Here is a 21888-nt window from a genome sequence, read left to right as displayed (position 1 = left end):
CACTCTTTCTGGATTTACTTGGCGGCGACGAGCGCGTCCGCGCCGCCCACGATCTCGGAGATCTGCTGCGTGATCTCGGCCTGGCGCGCGTTGTTCGCCAAGCGGGTGTAGTCGGTGATGAGCTTGTCGGCGTTGTCGGAGGCCGACTTCATCGCCTTCTGCGTGGCGGCGTGCTTCGCAGCGGCCGACTGCAGGAGTGCGTTGAAGATGCGGCTCTCGATGTACACCGGCAGCAGCCCATCGAGCACCGTCTCGACGTCGGGCTCGAACTCGTAGAGCGGCTGGACCGTCGCGTCGGGCTCTTCGACGCCCTCGACGACCTCGAGCGGCAGGAGGCGCACGACCGTGGGGGTCTGCGTCATCATGCTCACGAAGGTGTTGTAGACCACGTGGATCTCGTCGACACCGCCGTCGGACGCATCGCGCAGGAAGGACTCGAGCACCGCGTCGGCGATCTCCTTGGCCAGCTCGAACTCGGGGTTCTCGGAGCTGCCCGTCCACTGGCGCTCGGAGGCGCGGTGGCGGAACTGGAAGTAGCCGACCGCCTTGCGCCCGACGAGGAAGTACACGACCTCCTTGCCCTGCGAGCGGAGGAGCTCGGCGAGCTCCTCCGCCTCGCGCAGGACCTGCGAGTTGAATGCGCCGGCGAGGCCGCGGTCGCTCGTGAGGATCACGATCGCCGCGCGTTCGATCTTCTCGGGCTCGGTCGTCAGCACGTGGTCGACGTTCGAGTACGTCGCCACCGCCGAGACGGCACGGGTGATCGCCCGCGAGTACGGCGTCGAAGCCGACACCCGTGCCTGCGCCTTCTGGATGCGCGAGGCGGCGATGAGCTCCATCGCCTTGGTGATCTTCTTCGTCGTCTGGGCAGACTTGATCTTCTGCCGGTAGACCCGAAGTTGCGCTCCCATGTCTCTCCTGTATCCCTACGTCAGCGGTTCAGTTCGCCCGGTCCGCCTCAGCGGCGACCCTTGACGATCTTTTCCTGGTTGACGTCTTCCGCGGCGATGGCCTCGAACTGCTCCGACCCGACCGAGGCGAGCGGCTTGCCCTCGCCGGTCTGGAACTCGGTCTTGAAGGTCGCGACCGACGACTCGAGCTTCTGGATGGTCTCGTCCTCGAGCTTGTTCGTCGCGCGCAGCACGTCGAACACGTCGGTGTTGCGACGCAGGTAGTCGAGGAACTCGCTCTCGAAGCGCAGGATGTCCTGCACGGGCACCTCGTCGAGGTGGCCCTTCGTGCCGGCCCAGATCGAGACGACCTGGTCCTCGACGGGGAAGGGCGAGTACTGCGGCTGCTTGAGCAGCTCGGTCAGGCGCGCACCGCGGGCGAGCTGACGACGGCTCGCGGCGTCGAGGTCGGACGCGAACATCGCGAAGGCCTCGAGCGAGCGGTACTGGGCGAGCTCGAGCTTCAGCGTGCCCGAGACCGACTTGATCGACTTGACCTGCGCGTCGCCACCGACTCGCGAGACCGAGATGCCGACGTCGACGGCCGGGCGCTGGTTCGCGTTGAAGAGGTCGGACTGGAGGAAGATCTGGCCGTCGGTGATCGAGATCACGTTGGTGGGGATGTACGCCGAGACGTCGTTCGCCTTGGTCTCGATGATCGGCAGACCCGTCATCGAGCCGGCACCGAGCTCGTCGGAGAGCTTGGCGCAACGCTCGAGCAGACGCGAGTGCAGGTAGAAGACGTCACCGGGGTACGCCTCGCGTCCCGGCGGACGACGGAGGAGCAGCGACACGGCGCGGTAGGCCTCGGCCTGCTTCGACAGGTCGTCGAAGATGATGAGGACGTGCTTCGAGTCGTACATCCAGTGCTGGCCGATGGCCGAGCCAGTGTACGGCGCGAGGTACTTGAAGCCGGCGGGGTCGGAGGCCGGGGCGGCGACGATGGTGGTGTACTCCATCGCACCGGCGTCTTCCAGGGCGCCCTTCACCGAGGCGATGGTCGAGCCCTTCTGGCCGATCGCGACGTAGATGCAGCGCACCTGCTTGTTGATGTCGCCCGACTCCCAGTTGGCCTTCTGGTTGATGATCGTGTCGATCGCGATGGCCGTCTTGCCGGTCTGGCGGTCGCCGATGATGAGCTGGCGCTGGCCGCGGCCGACGGGGATCATCGCGTCGATGGCCTTGATGCCGGTCTGGAGCGGCTCGTGCACCGACTTGCGCTGCATGACGCCGGGCGCCTGGAGCTCGAGGGCACGACGGCCCTCGATGCCGGTGATCTCGCCGAGGCCGTCGATCGGGTTGCCGAGCGGGTCGACGACACGGCCGAGGTAGCCCTCGCCGACGGGGACGGAGAGGACCTCGCCCGTGCGGGTCACCTCCATGCCCTCTTCGATGCCGGTGAACTCGCCGAGCACGACGACGCCGATCTCGTCTTCGTCGAGGTTCTGCGCGAGGCCGAGCGTGCCGTCCGCGAAGCGCACGAGCTCGTTCGCCATGACCGAGGGAAGACCCCCGACGTGGGCGATGCCGTCGCCGGCGTCGGTCACGTAGCCGACTTCGGTCTTCTGCGCCTGGCCCGGCTCGTACGACGAGACGAACTCCGAGAGAGCCGAACGGATCTCGTCGGGGCTGATGGAGAGTTCTGCCATTGCCATTTCCTTTTCTGGGCCGAGCCTCATGGGCACCGGATGCAGTGTGTTTGTCTGGCGGCGCTGGACGCCGGTCGTGGTTTCAACCGGCGTCAGCCGGCAAGCTTCTGCCGCAGCGAGCTGAGGCGGCTGGCGACGCTGCCGTCGATGACGTCGTCGCCGATCTGGACGCGGACCCCGCCGAGGACGGCGGGATCGACGATCGTGTCGAATCGGATGGGGCGGCCGGACTGGGCCGAGAGGCCCTGCTCGAGCCGGGCGAGCTGCTCGGCCGAGAGCGGTGCGGCCGAGGTCACGGTCGCGATGTCGAAGCCGCGCTGGTCGGCGACGACGGATGCCGCGTGCCGAAGGGCTTCACCGATGCGACGACCACGGGGCTGCTGCACGAGGTGCCGCACGATCGCGACCGTCTGCGGTGCGGCCTTGCCGCCGAGCAGCCGGTCGACGACCTTCGTCTTGGCGTCGGCCGCGCTGAGCTTCGACCCGAGCGCGAGCTCGAGCGCGGAGTCGGACGCGACCGCACGGTCGAACGCGAAGAGCTCGGCGTCGATGTCGACGCCCTTCGCTGCCGAGTCGGCCGCGATGCGGTAGCCGAGGTCCTCGAGGCCGGCGAGGAAGTCCTCGCCGGAGGACCAGCGGCTCGACGCGGCGGTGACGACCAGCGACACCGCGGCGACCGGCAGCTGCCCGCCGAAGACGCGCTCGATGAGCGCGCGCTTCTGCGAGGCATCCGCTTCGGCGTCGGTGAGCGCCGTACGCAGCTGCGACGACGACCCGATCACCCGGCCGGCGGCGAGGAGGCCCTCGGCGACGTCAAGCTCGGCCCGGCCGAGCTCGGCGAGCGCAGCCCGCGACCCGGCCAGGGCCTCTCTCGTAGCGCTACCCATGGGTTACTTCTTCCCTCCGGCGGTGGCCTCGGAGGCCTCCAGGTCGGCGAGGAAGCGGTCGACGACCGCGGTCGCCTTCGCGTCGTCGGAGAGCGACTCGCCGATCACGCCGGAGGCGAGATCGATCGCGAGGGTGCCCACCTCGGAGCGGAGCGAGACGAGCGCGGTCTGGCGCTCGGCCTCGATCTGCGCCTGGGCGCTCGCGGTGACGCGGGCGGCCTCGGCGGTGGCGGTGTCCTTGGCCTCGGCGACGATCTTCTTGCCGTCCTCGCGGGCCGTCTCGCGGATGCGACCGGCCTCGGTGCGGGCGTCGGCGAGCTGCGCCGTGTACTCCTCGAGGGCGGCCTCGGCCTTGCGCTGGGCCTCGTCGGCCTTCGCGATGTTGCCCTCGATCGCCTCAGCACGCTCGTCGAGCAGCTTCTGGACGCGCGGGAGCACGTACTTCCAGAAGAAGACGAGGATGATGACGAAGCAGACCGACGACCAGATGATGTCGTACCACTCCGGAATCACCGGGCTGTGGGTCTCGCCACCCTCGGTTGCAGCGCTCAGTACTGCATGAAGCACATTGGCCTCCTCAGTTGCGGCGGGTGGATCAGACGAAGATGAAGTAGGTCGCGATGCCGATGAAGGCGAGCGCCTCGGTGAAGGCGATACCGATCCACATCAGGACCTGGAGGCGGCCGGCCAGCTCGGGCTGGCGAGCGACGCCTTCGATGGTCTTGCCGACGACGATGCCCACGCCGATGGCCGGGCCGATCGCCGCGAGGCCGTAGCCGACCGTCGCGATGTTGCCGTTGATCTCAGCGAGAACGGTGGTTGCGTCCACGTTGGGTTTCCTTTCCTAGGGATGTTCTGGGCGGGTGCCCGGGCTCAGTGCTCTTCTGCGACCGCGAGCTGGATGTAGACCGCGGTGAGAAGTGCGAAGACGTAGGCCTGCAGGACGGCGACGAGGACCTCGAACAGCGTGAACGCGAGTCCGAAGGCCAGGGTGCCGGCGCCGACGATGGTCCACCAGCCGCTGAGCTGGAAGACGAAGAACTGCGTGGCGGCGAAGAAGAGCACGAGCAGGAGGTGACCGACGATCATGTTCATCATGAGTCGCAGGGTCAGCGTGATGGGCCGGATGATGAAGGTCGAGATGAACTCGATCGGCGTGACGATGATGTACACCGGCCACGGCACACCCGCGGGGAACAGCGAGTTCTTGAAGAAGTTCTTGGGGCTCTTCTTGACGCCCGCGTAGATGAAGGTGATGTACGCGACGATCGCGAGCACGAGCGGCACGCCGATGACGGAGGTGCCGGCGATGTTCAGGAACGGGATGACGCCGGTCAGGTTCATGAACAGGATCATGAAAAACATCGTCGTGAGGATCGGCAGGAACCGCTTGCCGTCCTTCTTGCCGAGCAGGTCGTCGGCGATGTTGACGCGAACCATGTCGAGACCCATCTCGACGAGGCTCTGGAAGCGGCCGGGGACGACCTTCATGCGACGGGTCGCGAGCCAGAACACCAGGAAGAGCGCGATGACCGCGACCCAGCGCACCAGGATGATGCGGTTGATCTCGAAGGGGGTGTCTTCGAAGAGCAACGGACCCGGGAAGAACTCGTCGATCGACGGACCGTGGAACTCACCGTCTTCGGTGGCAGTCGGAACCAGCAGGTTCAGAGCGTGTGCTAGCAGCGCTTTCTCCTGTTTCGGGGCGTGGAGCTCGGCTCTCGCGACGACGAACATGGACCTCGGTTCGCCCATGCGTGATGAGGGCAGAACCGTGGGGGGATCGGGAATACTCTAGCAAGACTTCTACGAGCAGACGAATTCAGAACCGAGTTCAGTCGTCTTCGGGTGCTTTCGGCAGTTCGACGTCACTCGCGTAGGGCAGACGGGACTTCGCGACGACGAGCACGTCGACCACGAGCGAGGCCAGGACGCCCGCCACGAGGCTGAGGAACAGCACCGTCGTGTCGAGCCACGCGGCATCCCGGAGGAGCACGACGAGCACGATGAAGACGATGAACTTCAGGAGCCATCCGCCGAGCACGATGCCGAAGAACGCGCCCACGAACAGGTCGCTGCCCGAGAAGCGGTTGGCGAGGAGGATGCTCGCCGCGGTGATGCCCATGAACACCACCGCCATGGTGGTGCCGATGAGGGCTCCCCAGAGGCCGGGGAGGCCGGCGAAGACGAGGCCGAGCACCGAGCTCACCACGAGGATCACCGCGGCGAGCAGGCCGCCCCAGGCGAGGGCGCGGCGGAGCACCGGGTTCGAGGTCGGCGTGCGGTCGGCGGGCTGTGCGGGACGTGCGTCGGTCATCATGCTCCAGTCGGGGGTCGCCCGATTCTACCGAGCCGGACCTTCGAGTTCGTCGGCCGCGGCCGGAGTCGTCGCGGGGCGCTCCTCCGCGGCGATGGTGAGGCGCTTGCGGCGGCCGAGCGGCGCGAGCGTGATCACGGCGCACACGAGGAAGCCGACGCCGAGGAAGACGAACGCCCACGCGCTGTCGACGCCGAAGTAGGTCGGCAGCACGTAGGTGAGCAGGCAGCCCACCGAGGCGACCGCCGTCCACCCGTAGAGGATGAGCACGGCGTTCAGGTGCGAGTGCCCCATGTCGAGCAGGCGGTGGTGCAGGTGCTTGCGGTCGGCGGCGAAGGGCGACTTGCCGGCGCTCAGGCGCCGCACGACCGCGAGCCCGAAGTCGAGCAGCGGGATCACGAGCACCACGAACGGCAGCAGGATCGGGATGAAGGCGGCGAACAGGTTCTCGAAGCCGACGCTCGCCGGGTTGATGGTGCCCGTCACGGCGATCGCCGCGGTCGCGGTCAGGAGCCCGATGAGCAGGGCGCCCGCGTCGCCCATGAAGAGCTTGGCCGGGTGCCAGTTCAGCGGCAGGAAGCCCGCGCAGGCGCCCACCACGATGACCGCGAGCAGCGACGCGAGGTTGAAGTAGTTGAGCGGCGAGGTCTGCTGCACGAGGAGGTACGTGTAGAGGAAGAAGACGCCGTTGGCGATGAGCGAGACGCCGGCCACGAGCCCGTCGAGCCCGTCGATGAAGTTGACCGCGTTCATCACGAGCACGATGACGAAGACGGTGATGGTGGCGCTCAGCCACGACGGGATGAGCGTGATGCCCGCGATCGGCAGCGACACGATCGTGACGCCCTGCCAGGCGATGAGCCCGCCGGCGATGAACTGGCCCGCGAGCTTCGTCGTCCAGTCGAGGTCCCAGATGTCGTCGGCGACGCCCATCGCCACGATGAGGAGCGCGGCCCCGAGGATCGCGAGCATCTGCCCCGGGTTCTCGAAGATGATCGAGACGTTCGAGAACCGCGATACCCCGAGGCTCGACACGAAGGCCGCCGCCCCGATCGCGACGACGATGCCGACGAACATCGCGATGCCACCGAGCCTCGGGGTCGGCCGGGTGTGCACGTCGCGCTCGCGGATCTTCGGGTACAGCCGGTACTTCAGGCTGAGCTTCCAGACGACGATCGAGCCGCCGAAGGTGACGAGCGCGGCGAGCAGCGCGAGCGAGAGGAAGAGGGTCATGAGGCGGCGGTGCCCGCCTCATCGGGGTCGCCTGCGGGAACGGATGCCTCGGGCGCGGCCGGGTCGGATGCCTCGGGCGATTCGGCCGGCTCGGACGTCGGGTCGGAGGCCGCCTCGGCGCCGGCCGCGCGCTCGGGCTCGAGCAGCTCCTCGCCGACGACGGCGGCGATGCGCTCGCGCGAGATCACCCCGGCGCGGACGATCCGCAGCACTCCCCCGTGCTCGCCGAGGCCCGTGGCATCCACGATCGTCGAGGAGGTGTCGCCGGCGCGCTCGCCGATGGCCTCGTAGCCCGATCCGGCCTCGCCGCCGTCGAGGTAGACGGTGACCGACTCGCCGAGCATCTCCTCCGCCCCGGCGGCCGTCGTCGCCGACGGCAGGCCCGAGAGGTTGGCCGAGGAGACCGCGAGCGGGCCCGTCTCGGAGAGCAGTTCGAGGGCGATCGGGTTCGCGGGCATGCGCAGTGCGACCGTGCCGCGCGTCTCGCCGAGATCCCACTGCAGGGAGGGCTGAGCGCGGAGGATGACCGTGAGCCCGCCCGGCCAGAACTCGCCGACGAGGTCGCGCACGGCGGGCGGCACCTCGCTCGCGAGGGCGTCGAGCGTCGGCAGCCCGGGGATGAGCACGGGCGGCGGCGAGGTGCGCTCGCGGCCCTTCGCCTCGAGGAGGCGGGCGACGGCCTTCGCGTCGAAGGCGTCGGCGGCGACGCCGTAGACCGTGTCGGTCGGGATGACGACGAGTTCGCCGCGCCCGATCGCCCCGCGGGCGAGTCGCATGCCGGTGAGCAACTGGGAGTCGACCGAGCAGTCGTAGATGGCAGTCATGACCTGCCGATTCTAGACCAGCACGGCCGGGCGTTCGGATGCCTCGGACCACATGCGGCCCGAGGCATCCGAACGGGTGGTCGATCGCTCAGCGGCGACCCGCCTTGCGTCGGAACAGCCATGCGCCCCAGACCGCCGCGACGGCGATGATGAGCAGGCACCAGCCGACCGCCCACCAGGCCGAGTCGCCCATCGGCGTGCCGAGCAGGAGCGAGCGGATCGTCTCGATCACCGGGGTGATGGGCTGGTTCTCCGCGATCCACTGCAGCCACTCGGGCATGGTGTCGACGGGCACGAAGGCGCTCGACAGGTACGGCAGGAAGAGCAGGATGAACCCGTAGCCGCTCGCCGCCTCGGGAGTCGAGGCCGCGAGGCCGATCGCGGCGAACAGGTAGGTGATCGCCAGGATGTAGAGGGCCACGATGCCGATGGCGCCGAGCCACTCGAGCGGCGTCGCGGTCGGGCTGAACCCGACGAGCATGGCGACCCCGATCACCACCGCGGTGGCGACGAGGTTGCGGACGAGGCTCTCCACGACGTGCCCCGTGAGGACGGCGCCGCTGCGGAGCGGCATCGTGCGGATGCGGTCGATGATGCCCGTCGTCATGTCGCGCGACACCGAGATCGCGGTGCCCGCAGCCCCGAATCCCGCGCACAGCAGGATGATGCCGGGCACGACGTAGTCGACGTAGCCGCCCGAGGGATCGATCGCGTTGCCGAAGATGAAGGTGAACATCAGCATGAGCATCGTCGGCAGGACGATGGCCATGAGGAGCGCCTCGACATCGCGGACGGAGTGGATGAGGCTCCGCCCGATGAAGACGCGTTCGGCGGCGAGGCCGCGCAGGCGCGGCCGGATGGCGAGGGCCGCTGCGGGCGCGGGCGTGCGCGCCGCGGCGGGCGCGGTTGCGGTTGCGGTGGTCATCTTGCCTCCATGAGCTCGGGGGTGGATGCCTCGGCGCCGGCCGTGATCGCGAGGAACACGTCGTCGAGGCTCGGACGGCGGATCGAGACCTGGGCCCCGGCGACGCCGGCCTCGGCCGAGGTCCGGTCGAGCTCGTCCATGGCCGCGCGCAGTCCGTGCACGCTGCCGTCGGTCGGGATCTCGCGGACGAGCACGCCGTCGGCGTCGCGCAGCTCGACGACGTCGCCGCCGATACGGGCCTTGAGCTCGTCGGCCGTGCCCTCGGCGGCGACCCGGCCCCGGTCGAGCACGGCGATGCGGTCGGCGAGGCGGTCGGCCTCTTCGAGGTACTGGGTGGTGAGGAACACCGTGGTACCGGCGTCGGCGAGGGTGCGGATGACGGCCCAGAGCTCCTGCCGGCTGCGCGTGTCGAGGCCCGTCGTCGGTTCGTCGAGGAACAGCACGGGCACGTCGACGACGAGGCTGAGGGCCAGGTCGAGGCGCCGTCGCATGCCGCCCGAGTAGGTGCCGACGCGGCGGTTCGCGGCCGCCTCGAGGTCGAAGCGCCGCACCAGCTCGGCGGCCCGCGTCTTCGCCGCCCGCCGGGACAGGCCCGAGAGCCGGCCCAGCATGACGAGGTTCTCGGTGGCGGTGAGCACCTCGTCGACGGCGGCCGACTGGCCGGTGAGCGCGATGCGCTGCTGCACCTCGCCCGGCCGTCGTGCGACGTCGTGCCCCGCGACGACGGCCGTGCCGGCGTCGGGCGCGACGAGGGTCGTGAGGATGTTGATCGTCGTGGTCTTGCCCGCGCCGTTCGGCCCGAGGAGCGCGAAGACGCTCCCCTGCGGCACGGCGAGGTCGAGCCCCGCGAGCACCTCGGTACGGCCGAACTGCTTGCGGAGGCCACGGACGTCGATGGCGAGTTCCATCGCTCGTACTCCGTTCGTCTCGGGTCTGCGCCGCATCCCTCTCGGCTGCGTATGGCGCAAACTGTTTATGTGATGCACTGTTGTTTAAGTAATACACAGTTCTAGACTGTCGTCAAGCACCCACGAACTGGAGCCCGATGAGCGACGAACTGCGAGCCGACCCCGAACTCCCCCGCGGCGTCGCGCTGGCCTGGGGCGTGGCCGCGCACCCGCAGCGCGGGCCCAAGCGCGAGCTCTCGATCGAGCGCATCGTCGACGCCGCGATCGAGATCGCCGACGCCGAAGGGCTCGGTGCCGTCTCGATGAGCCGCGTCGCGGCATCCCTCGGCTTCACGACGATGTCGCTCTACCGCTACGTGACCAGCAAGGACGACCTGATCCTGCTCATGCAGGAGGGCGCGGTCGAGCCGCCCGTGCCCGACGAGTCCGTGCAGCGCAGCTGGCGCGAGGGGGTGACCGCCTGGGTGCTCGCGATGCGGGCGGCGTACCGCGAGCATCCGTGGCTCGTCGACATCCCGATCTCGGGTGCGCCGATCACGCCGAACAGCCTGCTCATCGTCGACTGGTTCCTCGGCGAGGTGCGCGCGCTGCCGCTCAGCGACGGCGAGAAGATGTCGGCGCTCCTCCTGCTCACGAGCTACGCCCGCGCGACGAGCGCGCAGGACCGCGACCTCCGCGCGGCCGCCCTCGCCGCCGACGACCCCGCCGACGTCACCGGCGAGAACGCCTTCGCCGCCCTGACCGAGCTCGTCACCCCCGAGCGGTTCCCCCATCTGAGCCCGCTGCTCGCCGCCGGCGGCTACGTCGCCGAGCCGGGCACCCATCCCGGCGACACCGACGACGACTTCTCATTCGGGCTCCTCCGCATCCTCGACGGCATCGAGCATCACGTCGACCGCCTCGGAGGGCCGTCGCCCGAGGCGCCCGAACCGCTCGCCGAGCTGCCCGCGCAGCTCGACCTCCCGCGCGACCCCAAGGTGCGCGAGGCCGCGAAGGCTCGGCGCGAGGCCGAGAAGGCGGTGCGCGAGGCGCAGAAGGCGCTGCGCGAGGCGCAGAAGCGCGAGCGCGAGTCGATCAAGCACGCCCTCGAGCGCGAGAAGCACAAGTAGGCGTCGGTCGAGCGGCGACGGGCGCCGGGCTCACCGGAGCGCGGTCGTCGCGCGGTCGCGCCCCGTCAGGTCGCGGTGATGCGCGACGGCGCGCCACCCGTCGGCCTCGAGCAGCGCCGCGATGTCGGCCGACTGGGCCTCGCCGTGCTCGATCACGAGCATGCCGCCGGGCCGCAGGAGGGCGCGCGCCCGCTGCGAGAGCACCCGCACGACGTCGAGGCCGTCGGCTCCCCCGTAGAGCGCCCGCTCGGGGTCGTAGAGCCGCACCTCGGGGTCTCTGGGGATCGCGCCCAGCGGGATGTACGGCGGGTTCGAGACCACGACCGACACCCGGCCGTCGAGCTCGGGCAGTGCCGTCGCGAGGTCGCCGAAGACGAGCTCGAGGTTCGGCGCCCCGACCTCGTCGACGTTGCGCCGCGTCCACGGGAACGCCTCGGGCGAGTTCTCGACCGCCCACACCTTCGCGTGCGGCACCTCGGTCGCGAGGGCGAGCGCGATCGCGCCGCTGCCCGAGCCGAGGTCGATGCCGATCGGCTCGGGGTCGGCGACCGCGCGCAGTGCGTCGATGCCGATCTGGGCGACGCCCTCGGTCTCGGGGCGCGGCACGAACACCCCCGGCCCCACCGCGAGCTCGAGCGAACGGAACGCGGCCCGCCCCGTCAGGTGCTGCAGCGGCTCGCGCCGGGCCCGACGCTCGGCGAGCGAGGCCAGCTCCGCGGCATCCGCCGCCGAGAGCCCGCCGCCGATCACGAGGCGCGCCTGCAGCCCGCCGCGGCTGAGCCCGAGCACGTGGCCCATGAGGAGCTCGGCGTCGACCTCGGGGTCGGGCACACCGGCCGCGGCGAGCGTCCTGACGAGCTCGTCGCGCACCTCGCGCAGCGGTCGGGCGGCCTGGTCCTCTGGTGCATCCACGCAATGGAATGTAACGCACCCCCACCGCCCCGGCCGCCCCAATAGGCTGAAGGCGCCCGCACCGCCCCTCGAGAAAGGCCTGCCCATGGCTCAGATCTACGACAACATCACGCAGGCCTTCGGTCGCACCCCGCTCGTGCGCCTGAACCGCCTCACCGAGGGGGCCGGCGCGACCGTGCTCGCGAAGCTCGAGTTCTACAACCCCTCCGCGAGCGTGAAGGACCGCCTCGGCGTGGGCATCGTCGACGCCGCCGAGGCCTCGGGCGCGCTGCAGCCCGGCGGCACCATCGTCGAGGGCACGAGCGGCAACACGGGCATCGCCCTCGCCCTCATCGGCGCGGCGCGCGGCTACAAGGTGATCCTCGCCATGCCCGAGACCATGTCGAAGGAGCGCAAGTCGCTGCTGAAGGCGTACGGCGCCGAGCTCGTGCTGACGCCCGGCTCCGAGGGCATGAAGGGCGCGGTCGCGAAGGCCGAGGAGATCGCCGCCGCGACGCCCGGCGCGATCCTCGCCCGCCAGTTCGAGAACGAGGCGAACGTCGAGATCCACCGCCGCACGACCGCCGAAGAGGTGTGGAACGATACCGACGGCGGCGTCGACATCTTCGTCTCGGGCATCGGCACCGGCGGCACCCTCTCGGGCACCGGCCAGGTGCTGAAGGAGCGCAAGCCGGGCGTGAAGGTCGTCGGCGTCGAGCCCGCCGAGTCGCCCATCCTCAACGGCGGCGCGCCCGGCCCCCACAAGATCCAGGGAATCGGCGCGAACTTCGTGCCCGACATCCTCGATCGCGACGTCTACGACGAGATCATCGACGTGAACATCGACCAGGCCGTCGCCACGGCGCGCCTGCTCGGCACGCAGGAGGGCATCCTCGGCGGCATCTCCTCGGGCGCGACCGTGCACGCCGCGCTCGAGCTCGCCAAGCGCCCCGAGAACGACGGCAAGACGATCGTCGTCATCGTCGCGAGCTACGGCGAGCGCTACCTGTCCACCGTCCTGTACGAGGGTCTGCTTGACTGATCAGGTGCCGATCTTCAGACGCCTGAGAGAAGACCTCGCGACCGCCCGTGCGCACGACCCCGCTGCACGGAGCGGTCTCGAGGTCTTCCTCGTGTATTCGGGCCTCCACGCGATCTGGGCGTACCGCCTCGCCCACCGCCTGTGGCGTGCGCGATGGCGGTTCCCCGCCCGGGTGATCTCGCAGCTGACGAGGTTCCTCACCGGCATCGAGATCCACCCCGGGTCGACCATCGGCCGCCGATTCTTCATCGACCACGGCATGGGCGTCGTGATCGGCGAGACGGCCGTCATCGGCGACGACGTGATGCTGTACCACGGCGTCACGCTCGGCGGGAAGGCCCCCCGCAACACCCCGCCCGGCACGAAGCGCCACCCGACCCTCGACGACGGCGTCACGGTCGGCGCCGGCGCCAAGATCCTCGGCGACATCACGATCGGCGCGTGGAGCGCCGTCGGCGCGAACGCCGTCGTCACGCGCAGCGCTCCCCCGCACTCGCTCGTCGTCGGCGTGCCCGCGACCGTGCGCCCGCTCTCGCACCAGACCGCGGACGCCGCCCGCGGCGTGCACGACTGGCACATCTGAGGCCCGAACCGCGAAGGGCGGATGCCCCGGGGCCGGCCCCGGGGCATCCGCCCTCGCTCGTTCGCGGTGACCGCGCCGCTCAGTCGTCGCGACCGGCGAGCTGCGCCTCCTCGTCGGCCTGGATGGCCGACTCGATCAGCGGGTCGAGTGCTCCGTTCATCACCTGGTCGAGGTTGTACGCCTTGTAGCCCGTGCGGTGATCGGCGATGCGGTTCTCGGGGAAGTTGTACGTGCGGATGCGCTCGGAGCGGTCCATCGACCGGATCTGCGACTTGCGCGCGTCGGACGCCGCGGCGTCGAGCTCCTCCTGCTGGCGCGCGAGGATGCGGGCGCGCAGCACGCGCATCGCCGCCTCGCGGTTCTGGAGCTGCGACTTCTCGTTCTGCATCGAGACGACGATGCCCGTCGGCAGGTGGGTGATGCGCACGGCCGAGTCGGTCGTGTTCACCGACTGGCCGCCGGGGCCCGAGGAACGGTAGACGTCGATCTTGAGGTCGTTCTGGTTGATCTCGACCTCTTCGGGCTCGTCGACCTCGGGGAAGACGAGCACGCCCGTCGTCGAGGTGTGGATGCGCCCCTGCGTCTCGGTGACGGGCACGCGCTGCACGCGGTGCACGCCGCCCTCGTACTTGAGGTGCGCCCAGACGCCCTGCGACGGGTCGCTCGCGTTCGACTTGATCGCGACCTGCACGTCCTTGTAGCCGCCGAGGTCGGATTCGTTGCGCTCGAGGAGCTCGGTCTTCCACCCCTTCGACTGCGCGTACTGGATGTACATGCGCAGGAGGTCGGCGGCGAAGAGGGCGCTCTCCGCGCCGCCCTCGCCGCCCTTGATCTCCATGATCACGTCGCGGCCGTCGTCGGGGTCGCGCGGGATCAGGAGTCGACGGAGCCTCTCCTGCGCCTGCGCGAGACCCTCCTCGAGGGCCGGCACCTCCTCGGCGAAGGCGTCGTCCTCCTTCGCGAGCTCACGGGCCGCCGCGAGGTCGTCCTGCGCCTCGTGCCATGCCGTGTTCGCCGCGACGATCCGGCTCAGCTCGGCGTAGCGCCGGTTGACCTTCTTCGCGCGCGCCGCGTCGGCGTGCAGCGCCGGGTCGGCGAGCTCCTCCTGGAGCTGCGCGTGCTCGGCGAGCAGCGGCTGGACCGATTCGAACACGCGAGCCTCAGCGGTGGTCGGTCTCGTGCCCGTGCGAGTTGCCGTGGCCGGCGACCGGCATCGACTTCTGCATGAGCATGAGGAACTCGACGTTCGACTGGGTCTCCTTCAGGCGACCGAGCACCGCCTCGAGGGCCGGCTGCTGGTCGAGGCCGGCGAGGGCGCGGCGCAGCTTCCAGGTGATCTTGACCTCGTCGGGGCTCAGCAGCATCTCCTCGCGACGTGTCGACGAGGCGTTGACGTCGACGGCCGGGAAGATGCGCTTGTCGGCGAGCTGGCGCGAGAGGCGCAGCTCGCTGTTGCCGGTGCCCTTGAACTCCTCGAAGATCACCTCGTCCATCTTCGAACCCGTCTCGACGAGCGCGGTGGCGAGGATGGTCAGCGAGCCGCCGTTCTCGATGTTGCGCGCGGCGCCGAAGAAGCGCTTCGGCGGGTACAGCGCCGAGGCGTCGACACCGCCCGAGAGGATGCGGCCCGACGCGGGCGCGGCCAGGTTGTAGGCGCGGCCGAGGCGGGTGATCGAGTCGAGCAGCACGACGACGTCGTGGCCGAGCTCGACGAGGCGCTTCGCGCGCTCGATGGCGAGCTCGGCGACCGTCGTGTGGTCTTCGGCCGGACGGTCGAAGGTCGAGGCGATGACCTCGCCCTTCACCGTGCGCTGCATGTCGGTGACCTCTTCGGGGCGCTCGTCGACGAGCACGACCATGAGGTGGACCTCGGGGTTGTTGATCGAGATGGCGTTCGCGATCTGCTGCAGCACGATCGTCTTGCCCGCCTTCGGGGGCGCGACGATGAGGCCGCGCTGGCCCTTGCCGATCGGTGCGACGAGGTCGATGATGCGCTGCGTGAGCTTCGTCGGCTCGGTCTCGAGGCGCAGGCGCTCCTGCGGGTAGAGGGGCGTCAGCTTCTGGAACTCGACGCGAGCGGCCGCCTCGTCGATCGACTGGCCGTTGACCGAGTCGACCTTGACGAGGGCGTTGTACTTCTGGCGGCTGTTCGCCTCGTTGTCGCGCGGCTGCTTGATCGAGCCGACGACCGCGTCGCCCTTGCGCAGGTGGTACTTCTTGACCTGGCCGAGCGAGACGTAGACGTCGCTCGGGCCGGGAAGGTACCCGGTCGTGCGCACGAAGGCGTAGTTGTCGAGGACGTCGAGGATGCCCGCGATCGGGATCAGCACGTCGTCGTCGAGGATCTCGGGCTCGAGCTCGTCGCCGGCACCGCCCTGGCCGCGGCGCTTGCGGTCGCGGTAGCGGCTGCGACGGCCGCCTTCGCCTTCGCCCTGCTGCGCGTCGCGGTTCTGGCCGTCGCGGTTCTGGCCGTCGCGACCCTGGTTCTGGCCCTGGTTCTGGCCGTCGCGGCCGCCCTGGTTCTGGCCGTCGCGGTTCTGGCCGTCGCGACCCTGGTTCTGGCCGCCCTTGCCCTTCTCGGACTCGCCCTGGCGCTCGGACGACTTGCCCGCCTCGTCGCGCTTGCCGCGCTGCTCGCCGCCCTGGGCGTCGTTCTGGCCGCCCTGGCCGTTCTGGCGGCGGTCGCCGCCCTGCTTCTGCGCGTCGTCGCCGCGCTCACCGCGGTCGGCGCCGCCGCGCTCGCCGCGCTCGCCGCCACGGCGGCCGCGGTTGCGGCCGCGGCCCTGACGGGGCTCGTCGGTCGGGGCCTGCTCGCCCTCGCCCTCGGACGCGGAGGGGCGGGCGCTCTCGCCGGTCGCGGCGGCGAGCTCCTCGCGCACGGCGGCGCGGGCGGCCTCGCGGGCCTCGTCGTCGGTCGTGGGCACGAGGCCGAGGCCTGCGCCGCCGCCGTTGACGTGCTGCGCGGCGGCCGTGGTCGCGCTCGTCGCACGACGCGGCTGGCGGCCGCGGCGGGGCGCGGTCTGCTCGGGGGCGGATGCCTCGGGCGCGCCCTGCTCGGCGGCGGGCGCCTCGATCGGCGCCGCCTCCGCCGCCGGGGCGGCGGGGGTCTCGACCGCGGGGGTCTCGGCGGGCGCGTCCGCCGCGCCGTCGAGGTCGAGCGTCGGGGCGACGTCGCCCGCCTGCTCGGCCTGACGGGCGGTGATCGCCTCGACGAGCTCGCCCTTGCGGAGCTTGGATGCGCCCACGATGCCGAGCGAGACCGCGAGCTCCTGGAGCTCGGCGACCTTGAGGCCGGTGAGGGGGGCGCCGTTCGCCACGCCTGCAGCGTGGTCGGATGCGTTGGTCACTGGGGTGTTTTCCTTTCCCCTGGCGCAAGAGTTGCGCGGCAGGAGAGCTGATCGCTCCTCGAGCGAGGTCGGCGCGCGGTGGCTCAGACATGCGCGAGAGCGAAAGCAAGAGATTGCCGGGAATTGCACGATGCGGCCGGGAGTACGAACAGTGCATGTGTCTGCAGTACGTCGCCTGCCGGGTGCGGTGTCAGTCTAACACCCTGCACCGGGCGGTTCCGCCATGCGACGCGCGCTGTGGAGAACGTGTTTCCGTTGGGGCGTGGGCGCGCTCTCCCGGCGCCGTTCCGGGGCGGGCGGCGAGGTGCTGGGCGGGCGGCGCTGGAGCGCCGCGGACGCTGGGATGCCGCCTTGCGCGACAGTCGTCAACGCTCCGCGTTGACGACTGTCGCGCCCTTGAAGTCCACGGCGAGGGGCAGCGCCTGCCAGACCGTCTCGGCGACGCGCTCGACCAGCGCGGTCGCGGCGGCGCGCTCGCTCGGGTCGCTCGCGAGCACGAGGATCGACGGGCCCGCGCCCGAGACGACTGCGGGGTGCCCCGCCTCGCGCAGCGCACGGATCAGCCGATCGGTCTCGGGCATGGCCGCGGCGCGGTAGTGCTGGTGCAGCTTGTCCTCGGTGGCCTGGAAGAGCAGCTCGGGACTCTGGATGAGGGCCGCGACGAGCAGCGCCGAACGCGAGACGTTGAAGACCGCGTCCTCGTGCGGCACCGACTCGGGCTGCAGCGACCGGGCGAGCGCCGTCGACATCTCGTGCTCGGGAACCAGGACGAGCGGCGAGACCCCGCGGTGCACGATGAGCTTCTTGTGCCGGGGACCCTCGGGGGTCACCCAGGCGATCGTCAGCCCGCCGAACAGCGCCGGCGCGACGTTGTCGGGGTGCCCCTCGAGCTCCGTCGCGAGCTCGAGCAGCTCGTCGGCGGTGAAGTCGACGACGCCCTCGAGCAGCCCCTTCGCCGCGACGACGCCCGCGACGATCGCCGCACCCGAGGAGCCGAGGCCCCGGCCGTGCGGGATCGTGTTGTGCGCGACGAGCTTCAGGCCCGGCAGGGCGACGCCGGCGCGCTCGAAGGTGTGCGCGATCGATCGCACGACGAGGTGCGAGGCGTCCAGGGGCACTTCGCCCTCGCCGACGCCGTGCACCTCGACGACGACGCCAGCGTCGGTGGCCTCGACCTCGAGTTCGTCGTAGCGCGCGAGCGCGAGTCCGAGGGTGTCGAAGCCGGGGCCGAGGTTGGCCGAGGTCGCCGGCACCTTCACCTGCACGGCGCGGCCCGCGAGCGGGGTCTCGGCCGGAGCGACGAGGGTGCCGGTCACGAGGCGAGCCCGAGCACCGACGCGACCTGCGCGGTGTCGACCGGCACCACGGTCGGCTGCACGTCGGAGCCGTCGGCGGTACGAAGGGCCCACTGCGGGTCCTTCAGGCCGTGGCCGGTGACCGTGAGCACGACGCGGGCGCCCTTCGGTACCACGCCCGCCTCGGCGCGCTCGAGGAGGCCGGCGACCGAGATCGCCGACGCGGGCTCGACGAAGATGCCGACCTCGGCCGAGAGGATGCGCTGCGCCTCGAGGATCTTGGCGTCGTCGATGGCGCCGAAGTAGCCGCCCGACTCGTCGCGCGCCTGGAGCGCGAGCTCCCACGACGCGGGGTTGCCGATGCGGATCGCGCTCGCGATCGTGTCGGGGTCGCGCACGACCTCGCCGCGCACGATCGGCGCCGAGCCCGCCGCCTGGAACCCGAACATGCGGGGCAGGCGCGTGGCGTTGCCCGCCGCGATGTCCTCGCGGTAGCCGCGCGTGTAGGCCGTGTAGTTGCCGGCGTTGCCGACCGGGATGAAGTGGAAGTCGGGCGCGTCGCCGAGGACCTCGACGACCTCGAACGCCGCGGTCTTCTGCCCCTCGATGCGGTCGTTGTTGACCGAGTTCACGAGGTGCACCGGGTAGTTCGCGGCGAGGTCGCGGGCGATGTCGAGGCAGTCGTCGAAGTTGCCCTGCACCTGCAGGAGCTCCGCGTTGTGCGCGATGGCCTGGCTGAGCTTGCCCATCGCGATCTTGCCCTCGGGCACGAGCACCGCGGCCTTGATGCCGGCGTGCGTGGCGTAGGCGGCGGCGGAGGCCGAGGTGTTGCCGGTCGACGCGCAGATGACGACCTTGGCGCCGTGCTCGACGGCCTTCGTGACGGCCATGGTCATGCCGCGGTCCTTGAAGGAGCCGGTCGGGTTCATGCCCTCGAACTTGACCCAGACGTCCGCGCCGGTGCGTGCCGACAGCGCGGGGGCGGGCAGCAGCGGCGTGCCGCCCTCGCCGAGCGTGACGACCGGGGTGGCGTCGGTGACGTCGAGGCGGTCCGCGTACTCGCGGACGACGCCGCGCCACTGGCGGGAGTTGGCCTTGGGGGTGGGCTGGTTCACAGTGCTCCTTCGACTCGGAGGACGGACGCGACGGATGCGACGACGGGGCTCTGGGCGAGGGCGGCGACGGTCTCGGCGAGCGCGGACTCCTTCGCCTCATGCGTCCCGATGACCAGCGTAGCCCGCTGGCTGCCTTCGCTGACGCTCTGCTGGAGCTGCTCGACCGAGACGCCGTGCAGGGCGAAGATGCGGGCGATCTGCTCGAGCACACCCGGTTCGTCGGTGACCTCGAGGGTGATCGCGTACCGCGTGGTGATGCGGCCGATCTCGAGCACGGGCACCTCGGCCTGCGTCGACTCGGCCGTGCCGGGGCCGCCCGAGACGCGGCGGCGCGCGATCGCGACGAGGTCGCCGAGCACCGCGGAGGCGGTCTGCACTCCCCCGGCGCCGGCGCCGTAGAACATGAGCGGGCCGGCGGCGGACGCCTCGACGAAGACCGCGTTGTTCGCGCCGTGCACGGCGGCGAGCGGGTGGCTGCGCGGCACGAGGGCGGGGTAGACGCGGGCCGAGACGCCCTCGTCGCCCGTCTCGGGGTCGGTGAGCCGCTCGCAGATCGCGAGGAGCTTCACGACGTAGCCCGCGCGACGGGCCGACTCGACCTGGTCGGCGGAGACCTCGGTGATGCCCTCGCGGTGCACGGCCTCGACCGGCACGCTCGTGTGGAACGCGAGGCTCGCGAGGATGGCGGCCTTCTGCGCGGCGTCGTAGCCGCCGATGTCGGCGGTCGGGTCGGCCTCGGCGTAGCCGAGCTCCGTCGCGGTCGCGAGGGCGTCCTCGAGGGATGCCCCGGTCGTGTCCATGCGGTCGAGGATGAAGTTCGTGGTGCCGTTGACGATGCCGAGGATGCGGTCCACCCGGTCGCCGGCGAGGCTCTCGCGGAGCGGGCGGATGATCGGGATCGCCCCGGCGACCGCCGCCTCGTACGAGAGCTGCGCGCCGACCTGCTCGGCCGCGGCGAAGAGCTCGGGGCCGTGCGAGGCCAGGAGCGCCTTGTTGCCCGTCACGACGTCGGCGCCCGAGCCGATCGCCTGCAGCACGAGACTGCGCGCGGGCTCGATGCCGCCCACCAGCTCGATCACGATGTCGGAGCCGAGGATCAGCGACTCGGCGTCGGTCGTGAGCAGCTCCGCCGGCAGCTCGACGTCGCGCTTCGCGCTCGTGTCGCGCACGGCGATGCCGACGAGCTCGATGCGGGCGCCGACGCGCTGCGCGAGCTCGTCGGCGTGCTCGAGCAGGAGACGCGCCACCTGCGAGCCCACCGATCCGGCTCCGAGCAGTCCGACTCGGATGGAACGGTACTCGATCATGCGGGGGTCCCTTCGGTCGCGGATGGCTCGAGCCCGAGATCGCGACCGAGGAGGTCGTCGATCGTCTCGCCCCGCACGATCAGGCGGGCGTCGCCGTCGCGCACCGCGACGACGGGCGGGCGGGGCACGTGGTTGTAGTTCGAGGCGAGCGACCAGCAGTAGGCGCCCGTGGCGGGCACGGCGAGCAGGTCGCCGGGCGCGGTGTCGGCCGGCAGGTACTCGGCGTCGACGACGATGTCGCCCGACTCGCAGTGCTTGCCGACGACCCGCGAGAGCGCGGGCGCGGCCTCGGTGACGCGCGAGGCGAGGCGGGCCGAGTACTCGGCGCCGTAGAGCGCCGTGCGGGCGTTGTCGCTCATGCCGCCGTCGACGCTCACGTATCGGCGCTCGCCGCCGTCGATCGGCACCGACTTGATCGTGCCGACCGTGTAGAGCGTGACCCCGGCGGGCCCGATGATCGAGCGGCCGGGTTCGAACGCGAGCCTCGGCAGCGGCAGGCCGCGTTCGCGGCAGCCGGCGACGACGGCGTCGAGGATGCCCCGGGCGATCTCCTCGATCGGCTGCGGCGAGTCGGCCGCGGTGTAGGCGATGCCGAAGCCGCCGCCGAGGTTGAGCTCGGGCACGGGGGCGGCCGCCGTGAGCTCGGCGTGCGCCTCGAGCAGCCGGGAGGCGGACTCGGCGAAGCCCTCCGCGTCGAAGATCTGCGAGCCGATGTGGCAGTGCAGGCCGATGAACTCGAGGCTGCCGTGGCTGCGGATGCGGGCGCCGAGCTCGGCGGCGCGCTCGAGGGGCACGCCGAACTTCTGGTCCTCGTGGGCGGTGGCGAGGAACTCGTGCGTCGAGGCGTGCACGCCGCTGTTCACCCGGAGGCGCACCCGCTGGCGGCGCCCCGCCCCTGCGGCCGCCGCCGCGACCCGCTCGATCTCGACCTCGCTGTCGATGACGATCGCGCCGACGCCCGCGGCGACCGCGGCGTCGATCTCGGCGAGCGACTTGTTGTTGCCGTGGAAGCCGAGGCGGGAGGGGTCGGCGCCCGCGCCGAGCGCCACCGCGAGTTCGCCGCCGGTGCAGACGTCGACCGCGAGGCCCTCGTCGAGGACCCAGCGCACGACCGCGCCCGAGAGGAATGCCTTGCCCGCGTAATAGACCGTCACATCGGTGCCCGCGGCCCGCGCCGCGGCCTCGAAGGCCTCCCGCGTCCGGCGGGCGCGCCCGCGCGCCTCGGCCTCGTCGACGACGTAGAGCGGCGTGCCGAACCGGGCGGCGAGCGATGTCGCGTCGAGCCCGCCGAGGACCAGCCGGCCCGCGTCGTCGCGGTGCGCGGAATCGGGCCACACCAGCGGCACGAGTCCGTTGACGTCATCGGGCACGGCGGGGCCCGAGGGGACGGCGTTGGAGACGGATGCCACGGAGAAACCTCACGGAGGGGACGAATCGACGGTCGCTCGCGGCGAGCGAACCCGGATCGGTTCCTGAAGCCTGATGCGTGCCGACCTTGTGGGTCGG

General features: G+C 71.0%; 21 protein-coding genes. 3 read left to right on the top strand and 18 right to left on the bottom strand.

Annotation, left to right across the window (positions count from 1 at the left end):
- Window positions 1-14 precede the first annotated feature (14 nt).
- The 11 genes from ACFVSL_RS15870 to ACFVSL_RS15820 all read right to left on the bottom strand — a co-directional run bounded on the left by ACFVSL_RS15870 (window position 15) and on the right by ACFVSL_RS15820 (window position 9693).
- A complete protein-coding gene (locus ACFVSL_RS15870) occupies window positions 15-911 on the bottom strand; it encodes a F0F1 ATP synthase subunit gamma (RefSeq protein ID WP_386941942.1) in 897 nt (298 codons plus the stop codon).
- Between the two features lie 47 nt (window positions 912-958).
- Window positions 959-2599 carry a F0F1 ATP synthase subunit alpha gene (gene atpA / locus ACFVSL_RS15865; RefSeq protein WP_386941941.1) on the bottom strand — a complete coding sequence of 547 codons (1641 nt, stop codon included), beginning with the start codon at window positions 2597-2599 and terminating at the stop codon, window positions 959-961.
- Between the two features lie 92 nt (window positions 2600-2691).
- Window positions 2692-3486 carry a F0F1 ATP synthase subunit delta gene (locus ACFVSL_RS15860; RefSeq protein WP_386941940.1) on the bottom strand — a complete coding sequence of 265 codons (795 nt, stop codon included), beginning with the start codon at window positions 3484-3486 and terminating at the stop codon, window positions 2692-2694.
- Window positions 3487-3489: 3 nt separating this feature from the next.
- Window positions 3490-4053 (bottom strand): F0F1 ATP synthase subunit B, encoded by a 564-nt coding sequence (locus ACFVSL_RS15855; protein ID WP_386941939.1) that lies wholly within the window; start codon window positions 4051-4053, stop codon window positions 3490-3492.
- Between the two features lie 28 nt (window positions 4054-4081).
- Window positions 4082-4315: an ATP synthase F0 subunit C gene (atpE, locus tag ACFVSL_RS15850; protein WP_022888426.1), complete on the bottom strand. Its 234-nt coding sequence runs from the start codon at window positions 4313-4315 to the stop codon at window positions 4082-4084.
- A 44-nt stretch (window positions 4316-4359) separates the two neighbouring features.
- Window positions 4360-5157 carry a F0F1 ATP synthase subunit A gene (gene atpB / locus ACFVSL_RS15845; RefSeq protein ID WP_386942152.1) on the bottom strand — a complete coding sequence of 266 codons (798 nt, stop codon included), beginning with the start codon at window positions 5155-5157 and terminating at the stop codon, window positions 4360-4362.
- 163 nt (window positions 5158-5320) lie between these two features.
- Window positions 5321-5803 (bottom strand): hypothetical protein, encoded by a 483-nt coding sequence (locus ACFVSL_RS15840; protein ID WP_386941938.1) that lies wholly within the window; start codon window positions 5801-5803, stop codon window positions 5321-5323.
- A gap of 27 nt (window positions 5804-5830) precedes the next feature.
- Entirely contained in the window at window positions 5831-7036 is a 1206-nt protein-coding gene (locus ACFVSL_RS15835; protein WP_386941937.1) for an MraY family glycosyltransferase, read from the bottom strand.
- Window positions 7033-7860, bottom strand: a complete 828-nt coding sequence (locus ACFVSL_RS15830; RefSeq protein ID WP_386941936.1) for an L-threonylcarbamoyladenylate synthase — start codon at window positions 7858-7860, stop codon at window positions 7033-7035. Before ACFVSL_RS15830 ends, ACFVSL_RS15835 begins: the two co-directional genes overlap by 4 nt.
- Window positions 7861-7948: 88 nt before the next feature.
- Window positions 7949-8785, bottom strand: a complete 837-nt coding sequence (locus ACFVSL_RS15825; RefSeq protein WP_386941935.1) for an ABC transporter permease — start codon at window positions 8783-8785, stop codon at window positions 7949-7951.
- Entirely contained in the window at window positions 8782-9693 is a 912-nt protein-coding gene (locus tag ACFVSL_RS15820) for an ATP-binding cassette domain-containing protein (protein WP_386941934.1), read from the bottom strand. Before ACFVSL_RS15820 ends, ACFVSL_RS15825 begins: the two co-directional genes overlap by 4 nt.
- Window positions 9694-9830: 137 nt before the next feature.
- Between ACFVSL_RS15820 and ACFVSL_RS15815 the strand changes: the two genes are divergently transcribed.
- Entirely contained in the window at window positions 9831-10802 is a 972-nt protein-coding gene (locus tag ACFVSL_RS15815) for a TetR/AcrR family transcriptional regulator (RefSeq protein ID WP_386941933.1), read from the top strand.
- A 30-nt stretch (window positions 10803-10832) separates the two neighbouring features.
- On the opposite strand, the gene prmC is transcribed toward ACFVSL_RS15815, so the two are convergent.
- Window positions 10833-11681, bottom strand: coding sequence for a peptide chain release factor N(5)-glutamine methyltransferase (prmC, locus tag ACFVSL_RS15810; protein WP_386942151.1), 849 nt, complete (start codon window positions 11679-11681; stop codon window positions 10833-10835).
- A 118-nt stretch (window positions 11682-11799) separates the two neighbouring features.
- Here prmC and cysK point away from each other — a divergent pair, with 118 nt between their 5' ends.
- Window positions 11800-12735, top strand: coding sequence for a cysteine synthase A (gene cysK, locus ACFVSL_RS15805; protein ID WP_386941932.1), 936 nt, complete (start codon window positions 11800-11802; stop codon window positions 12733-12735).
- A 4-nt stretch (window positions 12736-12739) separates the two neighbouring features.
- Window positions 12740-13318, top strand: a complete 579-nt coding sequence (gene epsC, locus ACFVSL_RS15800; RefSeq protein WP_386941931.1) for a serine O-acetyltransferase EpsC — start codon at window positions 12740-12742, stop codon at window positions 13316-13318.
- A 79-nt stretch (window positions 13319-13397) separates the two neighbouring features.
- On the opposite strand, the gene prfA is transcribed toward epsC, so the two are convergent.
- The 6 genes from prfA to lysA all read right to left on the bottom strand — a co-directional run bounded on the left by prfA (window position 13398) and on the right by lysA (window position 21791).
- Window positions 13398-14471: a peptide chain release factor 1 gene (gene prfA / locus ACFVSL_RS15795; protein ID WP_386941930.1), complete on the bottom strand. Its 1074-nt coding sequence runs from the start codon at window positions 14469-14471 to the stop codon at window positions 13398-13400.
- A gap of 7 nt (window positions 14472-14478) precedes the next feature.
- Window positions 14479-16665, bottom strand: a complete 2187-nt coding sequence (rho, locus tag ACFVSL_RS15790) for a transcription termination factor Rho (protein WP_386941929.1) — start codon at window positions 16663-16665, stop codon at window positions 14479-14481.
- Window positions 16666-17030: 365 nt separating this feature from the next.
- The gene (gene thrB, locus ACFVSL_RS15785) at window positions 17031-17981 is read right to left on the bottom strand and encodes a homoserine kinase (RefSeq protein WP_386941928.1); all 951 of its coding nucleotides are present in this window, start codon (window positions 17979-17981) and stop codon (window positions 17031-17033) included.
- Window positions 17978-19075 (bottom strand): threonine synthase, encoded by a 1098-nt coding sequence (thrC, locus tag ACFVSL_RS15780; protein ID WP_386941927.1) that lies wholly within the window; start codon window positions 19073-19075, stop codon window positions 17978-17980. The genes thrB and thrC overlap by 4 nt, the downstream gene beginning before the upstream one ends.
- On the bottom strand, window positions 19072-20382 hold the full coding sequence (locus ACFVSL_RS15775) for a homoserine dehydrogenase (protein ID WP_386941926.1): 1311 nt from the start codon (window positions 20380-20382) through the stop codon (window positions 19072-19074). Before ACFVSL_RS15775 ends, thrC begins: the two co-directional genes overlap by 4 nt.
- Window positions 20379-21791, bottom strand: coding sequence for a diaminopimelate decarboxylase (lysA, locus tag ACFVSL_RS15770; RefSeq protein WP_386941925.1), 1413 nt, complete (start codon window positions 21789-21791; stop codon window positions 20379-20381). The genes ACFVSL_RS15775 and lysA overlap by 4 nt, the downstream gene beginning before the upstream one ends.
- Window positions 21792-21888 lie beyond the last annotated feature (97 nt).

Origin of the sequence: Agromyces sp. NPDC058064 (assembly GCF_042885275.1) — a bacterium.
GTDB lineage: Bacteria > Actinomycetota > Actinomycetes > Actinomycetales > Microbacteriaceae > Agromyces.
Note: the sequence above shows the minus strand (reverse complement) of the source record. Positions and strands in the feature narration are given on the sequence as shown.